Annotated in this window: 22 protein-coding genes; 15 read left to right on the top strand and 7 right to left on the bottom strand. The window is 34.1% G+C overall.

Annotated elements, in window-relative coordinates; all coding sequences use genetic code 11:
* Positions 1–36: 36 nt before the first annotated feature.
* Positions 37–816: a hypothetical protein gene (locus A0O34_RS20390; protein ID WP_066758802.1), complete on the bottom strand. Its 780-nt coding sequence runs from the start codon at positions 814–816 to the stop codon at positions 37–39.
* Between the two features lie 462 nt (positions 817–1,278).
* On the opposite strand from A0O34_RS20390, the gene A0O34_RS22650 reads away from it, so the two are divergent.
* The 4 genes from A0O34_RS22650 to A0O34_RS20370 all read left to right on the top strand — a co-directional run bounded on the left by A0O34_RS22650 (position 1,279) and on the right by A0O34_RS20370 (position 4,083).
* Positions 1,279–1,476, top strand: a complete 198-nt coding sequence (locus tag A0O34_RS22650; RefSeq protein WP_066758800.1) for an IS5 family transposase — start codon at positions 1,279–1,281, stop codon at positions 1,474–1,476.
* A gap of 93 nt (positions 1,477–1,569) precedes the next feature.
* Entirely contained in the window at positions 1,570–1,737 is a 168-nt protein-coding gene (locus A0O34_RS22645; RefSeq protein ID WP_228394326.1) for a hypothetical protein, read from the top strand.
* 155 nt (positions 1,738–1,892) lie between these two features.
* Positions 1,893–2,438, top strand: coding sequence for a DNA-3-methyladenine glycosylase I (locus tag A0O34_RS20375; protein WP_066759890.1), 546 nt, complete (start codon positions 1,893–1,895; stop codon positions 2,436–2,438).
* A gap of 274 nt (positions 2,439–2,712) precedes the next feature.
* Positions 2,713–4,083, top strand: a complete 1,371-nt coding sequence (locus tag A0O34_RS20370) for a hypothetical protein (protein WP_157886080.1) — start codon at positions 2,713–2,715, stop codon at positions 4,081–4,083.
* A gap of 69 nt (positions 4,084–4,152) precedes the next feature.
* Here A0O34_RS20370 and A0O34_RS20365 read toward each other — a convergent pair whose 3' ends face one another.
* Together A0O34_RS20365 and A0O34_RS20360 are read right to left on the bottom strand one after the other, a co-directional pair.
* Positions 4,153–5,007, bottom strand: coding sequence for a nucleoside phosphorylase (locus tag A0O34_RS20365; RefSeq protein WP_066758794.1), 855 nt, complete (start codon positions 5,005–5,007; stop codon positions 4,153–4,155).
* Between the two features lie 9 nt (positions 5,008–5,016).
* The gene (locus A0O34_RS20360) at positions 5,017–5,484 is read right to left on the bottom strand and encodes a hypothetical protein (RefSeq protein WP_066758791.1); all 468 of its coding nucleotides are present in this window, start codon (positions 5,482–5,484) and stop codon (positions 5,017–5,019) included.
* Between the two features lie 228 nt (positions 5,485–5,712).
* Here A0O34_RS20360 and A0O34_RS20355 point away from each other — a divergent pair, with 228 nt between their 5' ends.
* The 3 genes from A0O34_RS20355 to A0O34_RS20345 all read left to right on the top strand — a co-directional run bounded on the left by A0O34_RS20355 (position 5,713) and on the right by A0O34_RS20345 (position 10,865).
* Positions 5,713–7,545 carry a cytochrome-c peroxidase gene (locus A0O34_RS20355; protein ID WP_066758789.1) on the top strand — a complete coding sequence of 611 codons (1,833 nt, stop codon included), beginning with the start codon at positions 5,713–5,715 and terminating at the stop codon, positions 7,543–7,545.
* 220 nt (positions 7,546–7,765) lie between these two features.
* Positions 7,766–9,910, top strand: coding sequence for an alkaline phosphatase PhoX (locus A0O34_RS20350; protein WP_066758787.1), 2,145 nt, complete (start codon positions 7,766–7,768; stop codon positions 9,908–9,910).
* 55 nt (positions 9,911–9,965) lie between these two features.
* Complete coding sequence (locus A0O34_RS20345; RefSeq protein ID WP_066758785.1) at positions 9,966–10,865, top strand: leucine-rich repeat domain-containing protein; 900 nt, start codon at positions 9,966–9,968, stop codon at positions 10,863–10,865.
* A 2-nt stretch (positions 10,866–10,867) separates the two neighbouring features.
* On the opposite strand, the gene A0O34_RS20340 is transcribed toward A0O34_RS20345, so the two are convergent.
* Entirely contained in the window at positions 10,868–11,191 is a 324-nt protein-coding gene (locus A0O34_RS20340; RefSeq protein WP_066758781.1) for a translation initiation factor, read from the bottom strand.
* 170 nt (positions 11,192–11,361) lie between these two features.
* Positions 11,362–12,360 (bottom strand): hypothetical protein, encoded by a 999-nt coding sequence (locus A0O34_RS20335; RefSeq protein WP_066758778.1) that lies wholly within the window; start codon positions 12,358–12,360, stop codon positions 11,362–11,364.
* Between the two features lie 353 nt (positions 12,361–12,713).
* Here A0O34_RS20335 and gpmI point away from each other — a divergent pair, with 353 nt between their 5' ends.
* The 5 genes from gpmI (at position 12,714) to A0O34_RS20310 (ending at position 17,641) form a co-directional block, all read left to right on the top strand.
* On the top strand, positions 12,714–14,255 hold the full coding sequence (gene gpmI / locus A0O34_RS20330; protein WP_066758776.1) for a 2,3-bisphosphoglycerate-independent phosphoglycerate mutase: 1,542 nt from the start codon (positions 12,714–12,716) through the stop codon (positions 14,253–14,255).
* A 149-nt stretch (positions 14,256–14,404) separates the two neighbouring features.
* Entirely contained in the window at positions 14,405–15,385 is a 981-nt protein-coding gene (locus A0O34_RS20325) for an acyl-ACP desaturase (protein WP_066758774.1), read from the top strand.
* A 93-nt stretch (positions 15,386–15,478) separates the two neighbouring features.
* Positions 15,479–15,910, top strand: coding sequence for a BT0820 family HAD-type phosphatase (locus A0O34_RS20320; protein ID WP_066758771.1), 432 nt, complete (start codon positions 15,479–15,481; stop codon positions 15,908–15,910).
* A gap of 154 nt (positions 15,911–16,064) precedes the next feature.
* Complete coding sequence (map, locus tag A0O34_RS20315; RefSeq protein ID WP_066758769.1) at positions 16,065–16,874, top strand: type I methionyl aminopeptidase; 810 nt, start codon at positions 16,065–16,067, stop codon at positions 16,872–16,874.
* Positions 16,874–17,641: a class I SAM-dependent methyltransferase gene (locus A0O34_RS20310; protein ID WP_066758767.1), complete on the top strand. Its 768-nt coding sequence runs from the start codon at positions 16,874–16,876 to the stop codon at positions 17,639–17,641. Before map ends, A0O34_RS20310 begins: the two co-directional genes overlap by 1 nt.
* A gap of 118 nt (positions 17,642–17,759) precedes the next feature.
* On the opposite strand, the gene A0O34_RS20305 is transcribed toward A0O34_RS20310, so the two are convergent.
* Both A0O34_RS20305 and A0O34_RS20300 read right to left on the bottom strand, forming a co-directional pair.
* Positions 17,760–18,086 (bottom strand): DMT family transporter, encoded by a 327-nt coding sequence (locus tag A0O34_RS20305; protein ID WP_066758758.1) that lies wholly within the window; start codon positions 18,084–18,086, stop codon positions 17,760–17,762.
* 138 nt (positions 18,087–18,224) lie between these two features.
* Positions 18,225–18,788: a Crp/Fnr family transcriptional regulator gene (locus tag A0O34_RS20300; RefSeq protein ID WP_066758756.1), complete on the bottom strand. Its 564-nt coding sequence runs from the start codon at positions 18,786–18,788 to the stop codon at positions 18,225–18,227.
* 349 nt (positions 18,789–19,137) lie between these two features.
* Here A0O34_RS20300 and A0O34_RS20295 point away from each other — a divergent pair, with 349 nt between their 5' ends.
* From A0O34_RS20295 to A0O34_RS20285, 3 genes are read left to right on the top strand one after another with little or no spacing between them, the layout of a single operon-like run.
* Entirely contained in the window at positions 19,138–20,136 is a 999-nt protein-coding gene (locus A0O34_RS20295; protein ID WP_066758754.1) for a LacI family DNA-binding transcriptional regulator, read from the top strand.
* Positions 20,137–20,169: 33 nt separating this feature from the next.
* Positions 20,170–21,060: a carbohydrate kinase family protein gene (locus A0O34_RS20290; protein ID WP_082891213.1), complete on the top strand. Its 891-nt coding sequence runs from the start codon at positions 20,170–20,172 to the stop codon at positions 21,058–21,060.
* Between the two features lie 40 nt (positions 21,061–21,100).
* The gene (locus A0O34_RS20285) at positions 21,101–22,345 is read left to right on the top strand and encodes a sugar MFS transporter (protein WP_066758752.1); all 1,245 of its coding nucleotides are present in this window, start codon (positions 21,101–21,103) and stop codon (positions 22,343–22,345) included.

The raw sequence follows: 22,345 nt of genomic DNA, 5'->3' as shown, positions 1-22,345 counted from the left end.
TGATTAAACTATTGTTCAAAAAGATGACTGGATTTTTTAGTCAACAGGTGTTGAAAAGAAATAATTCTCAATTAAACTTACACCGCTAAATGTTGCTTGATTATTGAAACTATATACACTCCTACTGATAGTATTAATATCCGACTGAAGAACAAAATATAAAGTCACATTTGCATTCGTAACATTATTATAAACAAAGGATTGGGTAACTTCGAAATCTCTTCCCATTAGCGGCTGAAAATTAGTACTTCCAAGTATAGGTGTATCTTGTGGATTACTATTATTAGTTCCAACATTTTTCGTTCCTATATACGTTCTCACAAACCCAGTATTGGAGCTATTAAGTATATGAATTTTTGTATAGATCATATGTGATCCCGGAGTGATTGTCAGAGTAGCAATTTCATTCCAATTTGTGTTTCCAATACCTGTGTATGCTGCCCAATTAAAAGAGCCTACTATATTTTGCCCGGTAAATATTGACAATTTTTTCCAAGTTCCCACCCCATTAGCATCGCTGTATAGTACATTATTTTCAGCTTGATTTCCATCCGAAAGCTTAAAACCATAAACTGGAGATCCTGCCGTTCCCGCTGTTTTTATATCTAACTTAACTGTTGGAACTGTATGCCCAATACCAACATTTCCATCTGATTTAGATATCACGATATCATCATTGGGATTTGTGTCTTCCGGACTACTTCCGGCATTAATATGTAATATGCCTGTAGGGTTAGCTGTATTAATCCCTACTTGTGAAAACGCGGTTATTGAACCCAATAAAAGACCCAAATTAATTGCCTTCTTTTTAATCATTTAATTTTTTGCAAAGATATTGCATTTTTTTAAATCAGCAAAAAGATATCTTATATAAAACAAGTTAAATAATGAATATAGTGTTACAGCTTAGGAAAACAGGGACATCTTATCAAAAAATAGTTCTGATAACAGTATTTAAATTACAATTCGGCAAACCAACACAAAACAATACTGAGTAAAGACAAATAACGCCAATGAAAGCCATTCTAAGACAGTAGGATACAATGGTAATGAGATTTATTAAGACTAAAAAAATGTCAAAAGTTTATCTACTAACCATACCAAGCAACTGCTCATAACGAAAAGCGACCGATTTATAATGAATCTAATCCTTTATATACTATGTTAGATTATGCGTTAAAGTATCAGAGCCTGTTTAAAAAAGTAATAATAAGAACGAGTAAGGGTTAGAAGTTACATAAAAATTGTCATTTTAGAGTTGCAAAACAAAAAACATCAATGTATTCAACGGACTTAACCCAAACTCAGTGGCAATTTATAAAAAAAGCATTAGATTTTGATGACAGAAAACGAAAATATGATTTGATTGTCATTTGGAATGCTATTAGTTATTTGGTGAAAATAGGCTGCCAATGGAGACTTTTACCTCATGATTTTCCAAAATGGCAGTTGGTGTATTGCTATTATTCAAAATAGTCAAATCTGGAGGTTTTCGATTTGTTATTATCAAAATTAAGGGAGAAAGTACGACGAAACAGAGGTCAGAAATCCGAGGCAAGTTTGGGAATTATGGACAGTCAAAGTGTTCGTTGGGGAAATAACCGTTCACTCAATGGCTTTGACAGAGGTAAAAAAGTAAAAGGAATCAAAAGACATGTTATGGTAGACAAAAAAGAAAAAGGGTTTGAGTCAATTCATAAACGATGGATTATTAGAGCGCACTTTTTCTTGGTTTGATAATGATAGAAGATTATGCAGAAATTACGAACTCCTAATGGAATCCTCTGAAAAAAGGGTCAAATTATCTGCTATAAAATTATTACTCAATAAAATTTAAACAGGCTCTAATAATTTTCCAAATCGTTTTTATCTTTAATTTAAAATATATGATTATGGAAAAAATACGTTGTGGATGGTGCGAGAAAGACGATCTGTACAGAAAATATCACGATGAAGAATGGGGAAGACCTGTTTATGATGATGAAACGATATTTGAATTTTTAATTCTTGAAAGTTTTCAGGCCGGATTGAGCTGGTATACGATCTTAAGTAAAAGAGAAGCTTTTGATGAATTCGATTATAAAAAAATTGCAGACTATTCTGATGAAAAGGTGGAAGAATTAATGCAAAATCCTGGGATTGTAAGAAACAGGCTTAAAGTTTTAGCAACAATAACTAATGCCCAAAAATTTCAGGAGATTCAAGAAGAATTTGGAAGTTTTTCAAAATATATCTGGGGCTTTGTAGGAGGTAGGCCTATAAAAAATAATCCTAAGACCTTAAAAGATGTTCCTGCAACGACTGAAATTTCAGATATTTTATCAAAAGATCTGAAGAAAAGAGGTTTTAAATTTATGGGCTCAACAGTTGTTTATACGCACATGCAAGCGACGGGAATGGTCAATGATCACCTCAAAAGCTGTTTCATCAAACGGTGAATAAAATTATATTATTCACAATTTTGTGTTATTTAATTAAATAATTGATAATATTAAATCTGCTTTTTATTAAATTTATTTTTTATATGCCTATGGATAAAAGCTTTATTATGGTAATTGAAACTGTTGTTTTGTCATTAAACAGTGAGTAACAGGTATATTTATCACTGTATAGTATAGTTATTGCGAATTATGTAAAATAATAGTATTTTTATTGAAAATTTCATATATTTGCAACTCGAATAATAAGCAATTATTAAATACTATACCTCAAGTGAAAAATGTCATCTTAACTGTTGGATTATTTTTAGTCTTTCACAGTTTATCTTATGCCCAAGTTGGGATAGGAATAGCTTCCCCAAGCAACTCAGCAATGTTAGAAATCAACTCTAAGAATAAAGGATTATTAATTCCAAGCATAGCTTTAAATTCTTCAACGGATGCTACTACAATCGCATCTCCGGCAACAGGTTTATTGGTCTGGAATAACGGAACAGGTACTCTGACGACAGCAGGTTTTTATTTTTGGAATAATACTCAATGGAATTTAATTTCCAGTGCATCAGGCTCAAACATTAATAATGGCAACAACGGAACCAACAGTTTCAGTGGATGGAATACTACCGGAACTAACGCGGGTAACTACAGTGCTGGCAATACGCCTTTATCTCTAGGAACATCTACGTTAGACGATTTGATATTTAAGGTAAATTCTTCTACAATGGGAAGATTAGGAGCAAACAATTCCATAAGTTTTGGTTCTGCAGCAAGTGCGGCTCAAAACGGGATTGCGTTAGGAAACTCAAGCAGTGCCTATCAAGGAATTGCAATAGGAACAAACGCTTCTGTAACAGCCAACGAATCTGTTGCAGTAGGGGCAAATACACAAATTTTAGGGTTTCAATCGACCGCTTTGGGCTACGGTGCCAAAGTGACGGTGAACGAAGCTACCGCCATTGGATTTGGTTCTGAGGCTAATGGTTATCAATCAACAGCGATAGGACATAATGCCAAAACAACAACGAATGAAGCGACTGCAATCGGGAAAAATTCTGTTGCGGGAGGATATCAGTCGATTGCGTTGGGGCATAATGCAAAAACTACGTCCAACGGTGAAACGGCTTTGGGAATTAATTCTCAGACGAATAATCAGAATTCTACAGCGTTGGGTTCGGGAACATCAGCAACGGGGCAAAACTCAACGGCAATAGGGTATGGAGCAACTACATCACAAGCCAATGCTATTATTTTAGGTGATAACAATGCTTCTGTAGGCATAGGAACTAATTCTCCGACTGCAGCAACTAAAATTGATGTAAACGGACAATATAAACTGGGTGAAAAGGGTAGTGTTCAGAAGAATCAGATCACTTTTGAGGTTTGGCCGAATCCTTCTATTAATAATTTACCGGCTGGGAAAACGACAACATTAAGTATTACAATTCCGGCGGCTTATCAGCCGACTTCAACAAGAGCATCAGTTGTTGTATCTCCTGCGAATGATTTTGCGGGTATTTCGGATTTTGGAGTTTTAAACCCAAGACTTTCTTCAACTTCAACAATTACAATAGCTTTAAATAATATTTCAGGTAACTCTGCAAGTCTTTATTCGGGACATTTTTATGTAACGATTAATGAATTTTAATTAGTTTTCAATATGGTTAAAAAAAGGATCTCAATTATTGAGATCCTTTTATGTTTTATGGTGGAAAAATTACTTAATAATTCTATCCAAAACCCAAGTAATCAGGTTCTTTTCAGAAGCGTGATGATCTGCAGAGAATTCTCCACGTCTTCTGTTAGCGATTACGTTATTTACGGTAATCGCTTTATGTCCTAATAATTTTGATAAGGCATAAATTGCAGAAGTTTCCATTTCGAAATTGGTAACACCAAGATCATTTAAAGTTTCCAAGAATTTATCATCCAAAGCTTTCAAACGAAGCTGTCTTCCCTGTGGAGCATAGAATCCTGGGAAAGTAGCCGTATTTCCGTGGTATTTGGCATCTTTATACAATTCTCCCAATTCTTCTGACCAATCAGCGAAATAAAGCATCGGTTTGATCTTCGCATAAGGGAATTTCTCTATGAAGTTTCTAGAAAAATCATTTTCAAATTCGTAATCTTGGTAGAAATGCATTAATCCATCCAATCCGACAACATTTTGTGTTACTAGCATGTTATCAACCTGAACGTCAGGGTTTACACTTCCGCAAGTTCCCATACGGAAAAGCTGAAGCGATTTATGTTCTTTTTTGAATTCTTTTTCTTTTAAATCGATATTCACCAAAGCATCAAGCTCGTTCATTACGATATCGATGTTTTCTGTACCGATTCCCGTTGACATTACAGAAATTCTTTCGCCACGCAATGTTCCTGTGTGCGTGTAGAATTCTCTTTTGTTCTTTTTAACCTCAACTTTATCGAAATATTGAGACACTTTCGGTACTCTGTCCGGATCTCCTACAAGGATCACTTTATCGGCAATATCTTCGGGTAAAAGATTTAAGTGGTATACACTTCCGTCATCATTCAGAACCAATTCTGAAGCTGCAAGTTTATTTAGCATATTGTATATTTATTTTTTTATATCAATGAAAATAGCATCTTTATATGGCGACATTACAAGTTCCATAATAGATCCGTATTCTTCTACAATTCTTTTTTGTCCGTTTGAAACTTCGTAAACGGTAACGGTTGTTTTTTCAAAATTATTAGGATCTTTTCTTTGAGAAGTAACCTCGTAAAAATGATTGTCTTTATTAAGAATAGAAACCAATTCTTCTTTTGTTGATTTGTTAGAGGTTACAATTCCCGGAAAATCCATGGCAACATCTTTTATTTCCTTGTAATCTTTGTAAACTTTCGTTTGCCCGTTTGAGTAAACGTAAACTTTAGGTACAGGTTTGTCTTGTGCAAGACGGAGCAGGTAATAATCATTACCTCTTTTTTCCGCATAAACAGCCATTTCCTGACCTAATTTCTGAGCAAAAGCAGAAAATGAAAAAAGCCCTGCCACAAAAGCCAGCAATAGTTTTGTTTTCATAGTAATATTTTAGTTTGATTTGTTTTAAATCTTTAAAATCCTCACCCAATATCCTTTCATCATCATTTTAAAATAGGTCTTTAGAGTGTAACGACCATTTTGAGTATCATGAATTTGATTTCGGGGTTTAAAATTAATAAAAAATACTGAAGTAAAATATAAACATTATTTAATCCTGAATTAAAGTTGTGGTAACGTACGAACCATAGCTTTGCCGTTAAAAATTTCATGAGATCTTATCCGATAGTTATCATCATTTTGTTGATGGGTTTTGCAATAATGTCATTTAATCCTACTTACACAGGTACAGAAAATGAAAATACCGTTGTAAATAAAGGTTTAACTGATTTTAAAAGCAAGCTTGAGCAACTAAAATCTGATGTTCATCTATTTTCTGAGGATAAAATCTCTCTTGAAGATTTACGAAAATCATTAAGTAACACCCGAAATTCATACAAAGAAATTGAGTTTTATATTGCTTATCATTACCCTGAATTTTCTAAAACACACCTGAATGCCGCTCCATTATTTCACATCGAGGCAGCGGGAACTTCAGCTTATACACTTCCTCCAGAGGGTTTGCAGGTTTTGGACGAATTGATATTTTCCGATGAAGCAGGAGAGCAAAAAGAGGAAATCAAGACAATCACTAATTTTCTTTATAACAGTTATGCAAGCTTCTATTTGAGTTCTGTAAAAAATGGCTTGAGCAAAGGAAATAACAAAACTTTGCCTTTAAGAATTGAATTGATTAGAATTTATACGTTAGGCGTAACAGGTTTTGATACTCCAGGTTCATTAAATATTTCCGAAGAAGCAAGTCACGCATTATTAGGAATGAAAAAATACATCAATAATGATGGTTATTTTAAAAATTATTCCGTTCAGAAAGCAAATGGAATTTTAACGGAAAGCATCGATTATCTTTCAAAAAATAAAGATTTTGAAACTTTTGACAGAATTGAGTTTTACAAAAAATATATTCAACCGTTGTATGAAGAATTCGGAAACTGGGACGGAAATTCAGATGACTTAAAAGAGTTTTCAGGTTGGAACGTAAAAAGTAAAAACCTTTTCAGCAGCGATTTCCTCGATCCTTATTTCTTTACCTTATTAAAATCTTCGGAAGATAATCCGGACCTGAGAAAATTAGGAAAAGATATTTTCTACGATCAAAACTTGAGTGATAACAACAAAATGAGCTGTGCAACCTGCCATTTACCGGAAAATGCTTTTACAGATTTAAAAACAAGATCTCAAAGTAATGTTGAAGGGAAAACGGTTTTGAGAAATTCACCTTCTTTATATAATGCAGTTTTTGCAAAAAGGTTTTTCTATGATTTAAGAGCTTTTTATTTGGAACAACAGGCTGAACACGTAATTTACAATCAAGATGAATTCAATACAAGCTACGAAAGCATCATTAAAAAATTAAAGACAAAACCGGAATATAAGAAAGCGTTCCGTTCAGCTTTTAAAAATGGAGAAATAAGTAAAGAGAATTTTTCTAAAGCGTTAAGTTCTTACGTTGCCTCACTGTATTCTTTTGAAAGTGATTTTGATAAATTCATGAGAAATGAAAAAGAAATTTCTGATGATGCTAAAAAAGGCTACAATCTCTTTATGGGAAAGGCAAATTGTGCGACTTGTCACTTCGCACCGCATTTTTCAGGATTGGTTCCGCCATTCTTTAATGAAAATGAATCTGAAGTGTTGGGTGTTACTAAAAAACCTTTAAATCAACTGCCAATCGAGCTTGATACAGATAAAGGAAGAGTAAACAGTCCTGTTAAAAAAGAAAATTCTTGGATCTATGAGAATTCATTCAAAACCGTTACCGTTAGAAATATCGCGCTTACAAAACCATATTTCCATAACGGAGCTTTCAATACACTGGAAGAAGTAATGGATTTCTATAACGAAGGCGGCGGAGAAGGAGCAGGTTTAAAAATGAAAAATCAAACATTACCAGCTGATAAATTAAACCTTACTCAAACCGAAATCAAGCAGGTAATCGCTTTCCTAAATACACTGACCGATATCAGCCAGACCAAAAAATAAATTACTAGTGAAAGGGTGGTTTAACGAATGTAAAAGTCAAAAATTGCATTTCCTTATCCACCCTTCACTTTTTAATATTTTTTTAATTTAACATAAAATTAATCTAATTAACATTAGGTTCCTGATTTATTAATATTCGGCAAGATTTATTTAAAGTCCTATTAATAGAGGGCTGGGGATAAAAAAATAGCTTTGCAGTGTCTAATAAATCAAATTTAAAATGAAGAAAAAATTACTAACAGTTGCAGCCCTTTTATTAGTGACAAGTTCTCTATTTCAGGCGCAGACTTATGTGTTCGACAAGAATTCGTCGTGGAGCTACAAAGATAACAATCAGGCACAGGTTGCTCAATGGAAAGACAAGACTTTTGATATTTCAACTTGGACTACCGGAGCTGGCCCTCTAGGATATGGTGATCCTGTTACAACGACTATCAATTCAGGTCTTTTGACGGCTTATTTTGCTAAAGATATCACGGTAAATTTATCTACTCTAAGTGATACAATGGAATTAGGCGTAATGAGAGATGATGGTATCGTTGTTTACCTAAACGGTGAAGAAGTAGTGAGAGATAATATGCCAGCAGGTGTTATTGATTTCAATACATTATCAAGTACTACAATTGACGGAGCTGCAGAAAGTGTGTATAATATTTTCTCAATTCCAAAATCAAAATTCGTTAACGGAACCAACAGAATTTCTATCGAATTACACAACAGAGGAGCTACAAGTTCAGATTTAAGAATTGATGCTTATCTTAAAACAACAACAAATACAACAAACCCGACGACTTGTAATTCAATGCACATCAGTTGTTTTACATCTATCGTTCCGACTGCACAGACAGGAAAATTAATCATTCCAACTGAACATAAATATCAGCTTGTTTTAAAAGAAGGTGATAATTATACAGAAGGTGGCGGATTGGTTGGAGGTCAAAATGATTTCACTGCTTATGTTGCTAAAAATGCAAGCAGCACAAACGGTTATCTTTCTGTAAACCACGAAACAAATCCGGGTGGTGTTACCATGGCGGAAATCAATTATAACGCTACAACAAAACTTTGGCAGTTAACAAAATCCAGAGCGGTAAGTTTCTCAGCACCAAGTTTGGTACAGACAATCAGAAACTGTTCCGGAGGAGTTACACCTTGGGGAACTGTAGTTACAGCTGAAGAGCAGACAACTGCAAGTGATGTAAATGCTGATGGAATGAAGGATTACGGATGGTTGGTAGAAATTGACCCTGCAACAGCTCAGGTTATTTCTCAAAATGCTGATGGATCTAAAGGAAAATTATGGCAGATGGGTATTATGAACCACGAAAATGTAGTGGTAAATAATGCAGGAACTACAGCATATTACGGTGAAGATGGTGGAACTCACATGGTTTATAAATACATCATGGATACTCCAAACAACCTTGCTTCAGGAAACTTATATGTTTTAAAATTAGATCAGGGATTAAGCAATGGAGATCCTGTAGGAACAACAGCTACATGGATTCAGATTCCTAATAAAACTAAAGCAGATCAAAATAATACAGCTTCTCTAGCTCAGTCATTAGGCGGAACTTCTTTTAATGGAGTAGAAGATGTAGACATCAGTCCGTTAGACGGAAAAATCTATTTTACGGCTAAAGGTTTAAATAAAGTATACCGTTTACAGGATAATGGAACTACCGCTTCCCAAGTAGAAACTTTCGTAGGAGGTCTTTCTACTGTATATTCTTTCACAACTGCACAGGGAACGAAATCTGAAGCTTGGGGAGATGGTAATGACAATCTTACTTTCGATGAATTAGGAAATCTTTGGGTACTTCAGGATGGTGGTAAAAACTACATCTGGGTAATCGCTCCGGATCATACGCAGGCAAATCCAAAAGTGAAATTATTTGCTTCTATGCCGGCAGGATCAGAGCCTACAGGTCTTACATTTACACCGGATCATAAATTTGGATTCTTCTCAATTCAACACCCGGATTCTACAATTCTTACGGACGTAGATGCTACAGGAAATACAATTGACTACAGAGGAAAATCGGCAACGATCGTTGTGGCTCTTAAAGATAATTTAGGAACAACAGGAGCTTTAGGAACGGTTGATCACGCTGCAGAAAATACAGTAACAGTTGCTCCAAATCCAACTTCCGGAATGGTTAAAATTAACTCTCCAAAAGGATTGAAAGACATTACTGTAACAGCTTACAGCATAGACGGTAAAATTGTTTTCACGAAGAAATATACAGGTTCAAACAAATCATTAGATCTTGATTTCACTTCACAACTTGAAGCATCAAGAGTATTGATCTTGAATATTGAAGCAGAAGGTTTCCAGAAAACAGTGAAACTTTTAAAGAAATAGTTATTAATAATTTTAGCTGCCGGTAATTTATTATCGGTGGCTTTTTATCTTTTTTATGAAAAAACTTTTCGTTCTTATTTCCATTTTAGCGCTCAATCAGGCAAAAGCTCAGATCGATCCTGTAAAATATCCTACTTATACGAATGTTGATGATGCTTTAAAAAGCGGAAAAACCATTTACAGTATGAGTTTCAGGGATAAAGGATTGTTCAATCTTCCGCCAGAAATTAAAAAATTGGATGCTTTATTTTTCCTAAATATCATGGGAAATAAATTAGAAAAAATGGATGATGAAATTTTTTCATTAAAAGAATTGGAAATATTAAATTTGAATGAAAACAGCATTAAATTCATTCCAGACGAAATAGGAAATTTAACAAAATTGACCTCATTTTCTATCAATCTTAATAGCTTAACAAGCATCAATCCAAACCTGGCAAAACTTCAAAGCCTTAAAGTAATTCACCTTGATGCCAATAGTTTGAATGTTTTTCCTGAAGCATTAATGAAAATTCCAACGCTGGAAGAGATTAATTTACAGGGAAATCAGATCAGTTTTATTGCTGATGATTTAGATGAGATTAAAAATTTAAAGTCTTTAAACCTTTCGGGAAATCAAATCAATGATTTAGGAAATTTAAAATTCCCTAAAGACATTAAATATTTAGAATTACAGCAAAATGCGATCGCAAAACTGCCGGAAAATTTATTTCATTCAAAAAATCTAGAGTTTCTGAACGTAAGCAACAATAATATTCAGGAGATTTCTCCTAAAATAAAAGGTTTGAAAAATGTTGTGAGTATGAATTTGGCGAACAATAATTTAAAAGACCTTCCAACAGAAATTAAACACTTGAAAAATCTTAAAACATTGATTCTAACAGGAAATCCAATGACAAAAAATAAAATTGAAGAGTTAAAAACCTTACTTCCTCAGGCGCAGATCTATTTCTAAATTTATCCGCCAACTCTTTTGGTTTTATATCCCATTTCTTTAAGGATATCCATTATTTTATCACGATTATCCCCTTGAATAATAATCGTTCCATCCTTTTCAGAACCACCTATTCCCAGTGTGGTTTTTATTTTTTTTGAGATTTTCTTTAAATCTTCCTCGCTTCCTTCCCAACCTTCAACGATCGTTACAGGTTTTCCGTTTCTTCCTTTTTTCTCAAACTTACATACCAAAGGCTCTTTTTGCTTAAATTGCTCTTCAGGCATCTCAAAATCCTGCTCTTCATGAGTAGGAAAAAGGTTCTTCAATTGATCTCGTAAATCCATAAAGCAAAATTAAAAATAAATTAATTACTAACCATAAACATCTGTGCAAATCTGTGGTAAGAATAAAAAACATTGTAATAATGAAAAAAGCAGTACCGTGAAAGTACTGCTGATATATAAAGTTGGCTGAGATTCTTTCCAATGGATAAGAATATAGCTTATAATTGGGTTTAGCTTAACGAACCATCCTCAACTCTTGCAATATAGTAGGCTACATATCCGGATGCAGAATTACATTTGATGCTTGTATCAAGTTTTGGAGTTGTACTTGTTGCAGAATAGGTCAAAGCATTCTTTTTAGTTGTTTGACGTGCTGAATTTTCTGATGTGGAACCTATTTCACAATAGCAGTTATTATCTACATAAATACTGCTTAAAGGACATTCTGCCCCGAAATTAACATTATACTTGCCAACGTCTCCTGTGTAAGTAAATCCATATTGAGTTCCAAATAAAGCGGCATCTCTCTTATCCGTTTGTACAAGACCTGCATAAACATATTTACCAGCTCCAGGAATAGGTTCAGGAATATCTATGGCAGCACTAATATGCGGAGTATGTCCGATAGGCTTCCCATGAACATTATAATCGTCTTTCCATGTCAGCTGATTATTTGTTTCGTTTAATACTAATACAAAACAACACGCTGGTTTAAGCATAAAATAAAGAATAGGGATAATTACCGCAACAATAGCAACTGCTATCAGCGTTACAAGACCAGCAACGGTAACTGCTGTTACTCCTGCAGCAACCGCAACAGATGCAACCATTCCGCCTATAATACCGGTACCAAATGCTGCTCCGGCAATTGTACCTATTGCAGTAAGACCGCCTCCTATAAGTGTTGCAACGGTTTGACCAACACTGAAACTTGGCTGAATTATTTGAGCCTGATTAAGCATTGCTGTAACATACACTTTGATATTTGATCCTGTTGCTGATTTCAGATTATTATACTGTTGTGGAGTAAGAGCCAGTGCCGGAAAACCGGTAGGATCATCACCTGCTGCTAAATATGGTTTAGCCTTAGCAAACGCATCTTCTTTAATTTTTTCATACGTTTCTAATAACTCTGTCTCAGTCGTACAAGCATCTAATTGACTGCAATATTCAGGATATGCAGTGTTGAAAGATGTTTTTAAATTGATTAATTCTAGTTTTGTAAACATGGTATTTAGTTTTTTTAAGTTTTCCTACTCGTAAGGCTTTTCGGATTCGTCCATTTGTAAATATTGTTGATTCTTTGTTCTCTATTACTATTTCAAAGGAACGCATTAAGATCAGTTAAAAATAGAGTGTAAATGCCTATTCTGTTCAGTACGTATTTTTACTTACTGATGTCCGATCAAAATATTTGAAATACAACTTTACAGGATTTACTAAAAGTCAGTATGAAAAATTTGTAGTTTAAATATGTTGATATCTGTTGGGGAAAGACAAAATTTTAATAAAAATTTAAGTCTTTCAAATTCTTCAATTCATTCTAAAATAGATAAATTTGTAGTACAAAAGTTATAAAATAATGTCAAAAAAAGCAATATTAGCGATCCTTGACGGATGGGGATTGGGTCTTAATCCAGACGTTTCAGCATTAGACAAAGCAAATACACCATTTATAGATAGTTGTTATACAAAATTTCCTCACGCAACGCTTGAGGCGAGTGGTTTGGCGGTTGGTCTTCCTTTCGGTCAGATGGGAAATTCTGAAGTTGGACACATGAATTTAGGAGCAGGTAGAGTAGTATACCAAAACCTTGTTAAACTGAATATGGCCGTTGAAAATGGAACATTAGGTCAAGAAAAAACCATTCAGGAAGCATTTGAGTATGCTAAAAGAGAAAATAAAAAAGTACACTTTATCGGATTGGTTTCTAATGGAGGAGTACATTCACATATCAATCACCTGAAAGGTCTTTTAACTGCTGCAGGGGAATTTGGCTTACATGATAATGTTTTTGTTCATGCTTTTACAGACGGTAGAGACTGTGATCCTCATTCAGGGTTTGGCTTTATTGATGAGCTTCAAAAACATATGACTCATACAACCGGAAAACTAGCAACTGTTATTGGTCGTTATTATGCGATGGACAGAGATAAAAGATGGGAGCGTGTAAAATTGGCTTACGATGCAATGGTAGAGGGAATTGGTTTGCAATCAACCGATGCTTTAGCTTCAATTAAAGAATCTTACAATAATAATGTAACGGATGAATTCTTAAAACCGATCATCATGATCGATCAAAAGCAAACCGGAAACATTGTTCCTGTAGCTAAGATTACAGATAATGATGTGGTTATTTGTTTCAATTTCCGTACAGACAGAGGTCGTGAGATTACAGAAGTGCTTTCTCAGCAGGATTATCCGGATTATTCTATGCGCAAGCTGAATTTATATTACGTTACACTGACGAATTACGATAAAACCTACCAAAATGTACATGTAGTTTTTGATGAAAATGTTCTTCAGGATACAATGGGAGAGGTTTTAGAAAGAAACAATAAAACGCAGATCAGAATTGCGGAAACAGAGAAATATCCTCACGTTACGTTTTTCTTTTCAGGAGGAAGAGAAGAGGAATTTGTTGGCGAAAGAAGATTGCTTTGTCCAAGCCCGAAAGATGTTCCAACTTATGATTTAAAACCTGAAATGTCTGCTTACGATATCACAAATGCTATCGTTCCCGAATTAGAAAATGGAACGGCTGATTTCATCTGTTTAAATTTCGCCAACACAGATATGGTTGGGCACACAGGAGTTTTCGAAGCTGCTGTAAAAGCTGCCGAAATAGTTGATAAATGCATCGAAAAAGTTGCAACAACAGCTTATGAAAATGGATATGCTGTTTTCATCCTTGCAGATCACGGAAATTCAGATGTAATGATTAATCCGGACGGAACTCCAAATACACAGCATTCAACAAACTTGGTTCCATTTATTGTGATGGATAAAGATCATACCTGGAGTTTAAAACCAGGAAAATTAGGAGATGTTGCTCCAACAATTCTTAAAGTAATGGGAATAGAAACCCCTGAAATTATGACTGGAGATATTTTAGTTAGCTAAAATCAATAATAATGTTAAAAAAATACCGTTCTATCTTTAGAATGGTATTTTTTATGATTTATGTCAGACATATTATGAGTTACATATGTTATTATGCGCCAAATAATAAATAAATCCTATCTTTGTAAATTAAAATCTAAATAGTTAAAATGTATCACAGTCTTGTAAGGAAAGAAGTAATGGGAATATTGGAAAAGGAAGTAGGTTCTTTTCTAGAAAAATTTTTGACGCCAATTGAGAAAATTTGGCAACCCTCAGACTATCTTCCAGATCCGTCAAGTGATGATTTTAAGCATGATTTAGAAGAAATTCAGACTTTCGCCCGTGAAATGCCTTACGATCTTTTCGTAACATTAATTGGAGACTGTATTACGGAGGAAGCTCTTCCATCATACGAATCTTGGTTAATGGGTGTTGAGGGAATTAATCAGGAAGAAAACAAAGTTGGCTGGGCAAACTGGATCAGATCTTGGACCGGTGAAGAAAACAGACACGGAGATTTATTAAACAAATATCTTTATCTGTGTGGAAGAGTAAACATGAGACAAGTCGAGATCACAACACAATATTTAATCAGTGACGGTTTCGATATCGGTACAAGTATGGACCCATACAGAAACTTCGTATATACAAGTTTTCAGGAAACGGCTACCAATATTTCTCACAGAAGAGTAGGAACATTGGCAAAGCAGTCCGGAAACGGAAAATTAGCTAAAATGTGTGGTGTAATTGCTGCTGATGAAGCGAGACACGCTAAAGCTTACAAACATTTCGTTGCAAAAATTTTAGAATTAGATCCATCAGAAATGATCTTGGCATTTGAAGATATGATGCGTAAGAAAATTGTAATGCCTGCGCATTTGATGAGACAGTCAGGACAAAAAGCGGGTGAACTTTGGGGACATTTCTCAGATGCAGCGCAAAGATGTATGGTGTATACAGGTCAGGATTACATCAATATTATGAAAGACTTATTGGATGAATGGAAGATTGAGCATGTAACAGGTCTTACTGAAAAAGCAGAAAAAGCTCAGGAATATCTAATGAAATTGCCGGGAAGATTACAGAAAATCACAGACAGAGTTTCTACTCCGGATCTACAGTTTCAGTTTAGCTGGGTAAAAAGTTAGTTCCATATTATCATTAAATTATAAAGTAAGAGTGTCAAGTTTTTTGGCACTCTTTATTATTTCTTATCTTTGCAACTCTAAATCATAAGGTAAATGATGAATAATAAAAAAATTGCTGTGGATTTTGACGGAACAATCGTTGATGATGCATATCCGGCAATTGGAAAAGCGAAGATTTTCGCATTCGAAACATTAAAAAAATTACAAGGTCAAGGATTCAGACTGATCCTTTGGACATACAGACACGGAAAAAAATTGGATGAAGCAGTAGAATTCTGCAGAAGCAACGGAATTGAATTCTATGCCGTAAATTCAAGTTTTGAAGGAGAAGTTTTTGATTCTGAAACACAATCAAGAAAACTGGATGCAGATTGGTTTATTGATGACAGAAATTTAGGAGGATTCCCAGGTTGGGGTGAAATCTACAATATCATTAATGAAAGAATAGAATTTCGTGTAGAAGGAAAAGAAGTTTTAGCCTATTCTAAACTTAAAAAAGAAAAGAAAAAAGGACTTTTCTGGTAGATTTTTATAAGAAACTAGAAGTTAGATGTTAGAAATTAGTTTTTAAATCAGCTTTTAATTTTAAATTTTAATCAGAAAATATTAGATGTTATGAAAAAATGCATAATTTTTTATCTAGTTTCTAACATCTAATTTCTAATATCTAAACAAAAAAATGATTCAATTAAAAACAATAGACGAGCTTCGTCTTATGAAAGAAAGTGCTCAGTTGGTTTCCAGAACATTAGGAATGTTGGCGAAAGAAATCAAACCTGGGATTACTACTTTATATTTAGATAAATTAGCGCATGATTTTATTAAAGATCATGGTGCTGAACCTGCATTTTTAGGATATGGAGGTTTCCCGAACTCTTTATGTATTTCTCCAAACGATCAGGTGGTACACGGTTTTCCAAACAATGATATTGTGAAGGAAGGTGACGTACTTTCTGTAGATTGTGGAGCTGTCTTAAACGGTTTCGTTGGAGATCATGCCTATACTTTCGAGATCGGAGAAGTAAAACCTGAAGTTAAAAAACTGTTGAAAGTTGCTAAAGAATCTTTATACAAAGGGATCGCGCAATGTGTAAGAGGAAAAAGGATTGGTGATATTTCTCACGCAATCCAAGCTCACTGTGAAAAAGAAGGGTATGGAGTGGTAAAAGAGCTTGTAGGTCATGGTTTAGGCAGAAAAATGCACGAAGATCCTCAGGTTCCAAACTACGGAAAACAGGGAAGCGGAAAAGTGATTAAAGATGGTTTAGCAATCGCTATCGAGCCAATGATAAACCTTGGAACAGAGAAAGTGAAATTCCATAATGATGGCTGGACAGTGACTACTTTAGATAACTTGCCTTCTGCACATTTCGAACATGATGTAGCGGTGATCAACGGGAAACCGGTCTTACTTTCTACATTTAAATATGTTTACGAGGCTTTAGGAATCGTAAGTAATGAAGAGGAGCCTTTCCAAATGGATTTTTAATGAAAAAAGTAACGAAATTTTTATTAAATAAAATTCCGCGTCCAATGCTTATTAAGATGAGTATCTGGGCGAGACCTATTATTTATCAGTTTTTTAAAGGAGAAAATTTCTTTGATCCTATCGACGGAAGATCTTACCGAAAGTTTCTTCCTTACGGATATGGAAATCAGAGGGAAAATGCTTTGTCTCCAGGAACTTTAAGCTTAGAAAGACACCGCCAGATGTGGCTGTACCTTCAAAATGAAACTGATTTTTTTATTAAAAATGCTAAAGTTTTACACATTGCTCCCGAGCAGGAATTTTTAAGGAAATTCAAGAGAATGAGAAATCTGGATTACATTTCGGCTGATTTATTTTCTCCGATTGTAGATGTAAAAGCTGATATTCTGGATCTTCCTTTCCCTGATGAAAGTTTTGATATTGTCTTTTGTAATCATGTTTTAGAACATATTGAAGACGATGCAAAAGCAATCAGTGAATTATACAGAGTCATGAAACCTGGCGGGTGGGGGATTTTTCAGGTTCCGATGAGAAATTCATTGGAGAAAACCTATGAAGATTTCACCATTAAAGATCCAAAAGAACGTCAAAAACATTTCGGGCAATACGACCACGTCCGTTGGTACGGAATGGATTATTTTGACCGCTTGAGAAAAGCAGGTTTTGAAACAGAACCTAATTTCTATTCTCAAGAGTTTACAGAAGAAGAAATCAAAAAATACGGGTTAAGACAAAATGAAATCTTACCTGTAGTTTACAAGAAATAAAAAAACGTCTCTACTTTAGGGACGTTTTTGTTTTTTATAGCTGAAAAATACACGAAATTTTAAGTAAAATCAATTTGTGAAAATTTGTGCAAAGAATTAGCGTTATTTGTGTTTAAAATTAATGAGAAACTGCTTTCAACCCAATCACAGAACCAACCAAAGTCACAATGAAAAATATTCTCCAAAAGCTTACCGGATCTTTAAAAAATAAAATCCCCATTAATACGGTTCCTACGGCTCCAATTCCTGTCCATACTGCATAAGCTGTTCCAATCGGTAAGGTTTGGGTTGCTTTCATTAGTAAAAGCATGCTCACTGTTAAAGAAACTAAGAAACCTGTAAACCAAAGATACATTATCGTTCCGGTAGTTTCCTTCATTTTTCCTAGGCAAGATGCGAAAGCAACTTCAAATAATCCTGCGATGATTAAGATGATCCAATTCATTTTTTAAAATTTTTCTGCTGCAAAGTTCTGTATTTCTTAGCAGTTAAAATTTTACAAATGTTAAAAAATAAAAGTAAAGCTAAAAAAAACTCACACTAAGACACTAAATCCCCCAAACTCTAAAACGCTCACATCCTCTCACTTAATCTCCGCCCGAATCCTACTCAAACTCACCTGCGTAATTCCTAAATAAGAAGCTATATGACCTAGCTGGACTCTTTTCAAAAGATCAGATTTATCACGCATTAAATCTTTATAACGTTCCAGAGCTGTTTTAAACTGTCTTGAAATAATTAATTCTTCGGTCTTTATCAATTCTCGTTCGGCAAACTTTCGTCCCCAATTAGCAATATGAATATCTTCGTTAAATAATTTTCTTAAACTATCTGTCTCTAGTTTATATAATTCGCAATCTTCCAGTAATTCTATATTTTCATAACCGGGCTTATCTTCAACATAACTCCTCATTGAAATCACTGTTTGACCTTCATTTCCAAACCAGAAACTAATATCATTTTCGGCTGTAGAAGCATAAGCGCGGACAATTCCTTTCTTTATAAAATAAATATAAGGAACTATTTTTTCGGCTTCCATTAAGCAGAAATTTTTGGGGTGTGAAACCTCAGTTATATATTTCTTTAAACTTAATTTAGAGCTTTCCTGCAGAGGATAAATATTGTCAAGGATTTCATCTATATTCATAAAAATGAATTGTAATATTTCAAAAATATTGGTTTTAAAAGGTTAAATAAAAGGATATTTTTATCAAGTTTTAAATTATTTTCAAAATATATTAAAATTTAATAAGCTAAACGTTTAACCAAAAGTATAACTAAATTAACATCAGAAGATTTCATTTTTGGTTAACATTAAATTAATATTAATTATATTTTTATTCAAATAGCTGATAATTAATGTTTTGTATTTTATTTGATTCTAAAATTTTAAAAGGCGCGAAAATACAATAATTTTCCAAATGACCAAAAAAATACAGCTATTGTTTTGTTTATATTTTATAAGATACTTTTGCAACGTAAACTAATAAAATAATATGAAGAGAGCTTCCATTAAAGACATAGCGAGAATTGCAGGAGTTTCTGTTGCAACCGTTTCCTATGTTTTGAATAAAAAAGAAGGAAGCAGAATAAGCGAAGCTACAAAAGTAAAAATTCTTGAAGTAGCTGAAACGATTAATTATACTCCCAACAAGATTGCAAAAAGTCTTAAAATGAGTAAAAGTAAGCTGATAGGGCTTATTTTGGCAGATATTTCGAATGATTTTTATTCGAGTATTGCCAGAAATATTGAAGATGAAGCCATGAAATTTGGTTATACATTGCTTATCGGAAGTTCTGATGAAAATCCTGAAAAATTCAGAAAATTAACAGAGCTTTTCTCTGAACAACAAGTAGACGGGATGATTCTGGCACCGGTTGTAGATTCTGATGAAGCGGTTTTAAAACTGTTAAAAGAAGAATATCCAATTGTAACCATTGATCGTTATCTTAAAAATGTAAATATTCCTGGAATCATGATCAACAATTCTGAGATTTCGGAAAGTATTTGCGAGTTTTTAGTTGAGAAAAATTTTGAGGAAATCATTTATATTGGCTATGATACGAAACTTCCACATTTGTTAGACAGACAGGAAGGATTTGACAAACGTATTTCTACAGCAGATATTCAGTATAAAAAAGTATTAATTGGAATTAATAATATCACAGAAGAAATTTATAAAGGTCTTGATGAAAGTTTAGATCTTTCAAAGAAAACAGCTTTATATTTTTCAAGTAATAAGCTTGGAATTGCAGGATTGAGCTATTTAAATCAGAAAAATATTAAAGTTCCGCAAGATGTATCAGTAATTGCTTTTGATCAGACAGAAGCGTACAGCCTTTTTCCAACAGAGATTAGTTTTGTACAGCAACCTTTGATAGAAATGGCGAGAGAAGCTGTGAAAGTTCTTGATGCTCAGATTGATAATTATACAGTCGACGGTAGAAAAATAACCTTTCCTGCAAAATTGATTAATAAAAAATCAGTGAAATAAAAAATTTAATAAATAACTTAAACGTTTAACCTTATGATAAAAGAAAATCCTTATGTAGTTTGTTTTGGTGAAGTTCTTTGGGATATATTCCCTGAAGGTACCAGAGCGGGAGGAGCTCCCTTCAATGCTGCATACAATGTGCACAAAATGGGAACTGATGTTAAAATGCTAAGCAGAATCGGAAACGATGAGCTTGGAAAAAAATTGACAGACCAGATCAAAGGATGGGGACTGACGACAGAATACATCCAGGTTGATAATGAAAACCCTACAAGCACCGTAATTGCAAAAATTGATGAACATAATGAAGCAACGTACGACATTGTAAATCATGTCGCTTGGGATTATATTGATTTTTTACCTGAACATAAAGAATTGATATCCAATGCTGAAGCTTTTGTTTTCGGAAGCCTTTCTGCAAGAAATCCAAAGTCTAAAGAAACACTTCTAAAGCTTATAGAATTCGCAAAACTTAAAATTTTCGATGTTAATTTCAGACCGCCATTCATTGATATTGATTTGATTAAAGAGCTTTTACACAAAGCCGATATCGTAAAAATGAACAAAGCTGAAATGAGACAGATCATGGAATTCTTAAGCGAAGAATACATCAGCGAAGATGAAACTGTAACATTCATTCAAAATCACTTTAATATCAAAGAAATTGTACTTACAAAAGGAAGTAAAGGTGCCAGATATTTTGTTGGAGATAGGAATTATGGATTCGGTGCTGTTCCTATTAAAATTGCAGATACGGTAGGAAGTGGTGATGCCTTTCTTTCAGGATTTATTTCTAAAAGAATTCAGGGGAAAAGTCCGGAAGAAATCATGACGGAAGCTATTTCTTTGGGTGCTTTTATTACTTCAAAATCAGGTGCTTGCCCGGATTATGAGTATGAAGAATTTCAAAAATTTAAAAATTAGAATTTATCAATAAACTTTTAACACTTTAAAAAACACACTTATGAATTCAGCTAAATTTACTGAAAAGAAGTACCTTGTTGTATTCTCTTTCGTGATCTCCCTGTTTTTTTTCTGGGCTATTGCCCTGACGATGGGAGATGTATTGAATAAGCATTTCCAAAATGTGCTTAGTATTTCCAAATCAAAATCAGGATTGGTACAGCTTTCAATCTTTGGAGCGTATGCTTTGATGGGAATTCCTGCGGGACTTTTCATGAAGAAATTTGGGTATAAATTAGGCGTTATTTTGGGATTGTCGCTGTTCGCAGGCGGATGTTTCCTTTTTATTCCTGCTGCGAACAATATGTCTTTTGACTTCTTTAGAGTAGCATTATTTATCCTTGCAATGGGGATGGCGACTTTAGAAACTGTTGCTCACCCTTTCGTTGCGGCGTTAGGAGATGAGAGAACGAGTGATCAAAGAGTGAACTTCGCTCAGTCATTCAACGGATTAGGAGCGATTATCGGACCATTGTTGGGTGGTTTTTTCATCTTTGGAGCAGGTCAGGAAGATAATTCTTTGGATTCTGTGAAAAGTCTTTATGGTTGGATCGGGATTGTGATTTTGGTTATTACCATTATTTTCTTTTTCATTAAAGTTCCAAGTTTAAAAGATCCTCATGCTGAAGAAATTGAAATATTGGAACATGCAACTGGCGAAGATCACCACCACGACAGCGATCCAAATGCACCGCTTTGGAAGCAAAGACACTTTATTTTTGCTGTTGTTGCTCAGTTTTTCAATATTGCAGCGCAGGGTGGAACATGGGCATTCTTTATTAATTACGGAGTTGAAAAAATGCATCTTCAGGAGACTCAGGCTTCATATTATTTCTCTTTAAGTATGGCAATGATGATGATCGGACGTTTTGTTGGAACATTCTTAATGAAATATATTGCGCCTAATAAGCTTTTAGCCATCTTTACAGCTTGTAACATTGTGCTTTGTCTTATTATTTCTCAAAGTTTCGGATGGGTTTCATTCATTAGTTTAATTATGTTGAATTTATTCTTAAGCGTAATGTATCCAACGATTTTCAGTCTTGGTCTTAAAAGATTGGGTAACAAAGTTCAGCAGGCATCTTCTTTCTTGGTAATGGCGATGTTCGGAGGAGCAGTTTTCCCGCCAATTATGGGTAAAATTGCTGAAACAGACGTTGCACATGCTTATTTATTGCCAATTATCTGTTATGTGATTATTATTGTTTTTGCTTTAAAATTCTACAAACCAAAAACTTTGAAGTAG

The organism is Chryseobacterium glaciei, assembly GCF_001648155.1.
GTDB classification, from domain to species: Bacteria; Bacteroidota; Bacteroidia; order Flavobacteriales; family Weeksellaceae; genus Chryseobacterium; species Chryseobacterium glaciei.
The sequence above is the reverse complement of the archived record's forward strand: the minus strand, read 5'-3'. Positions and strand labels throughout refer to the sequence as shown.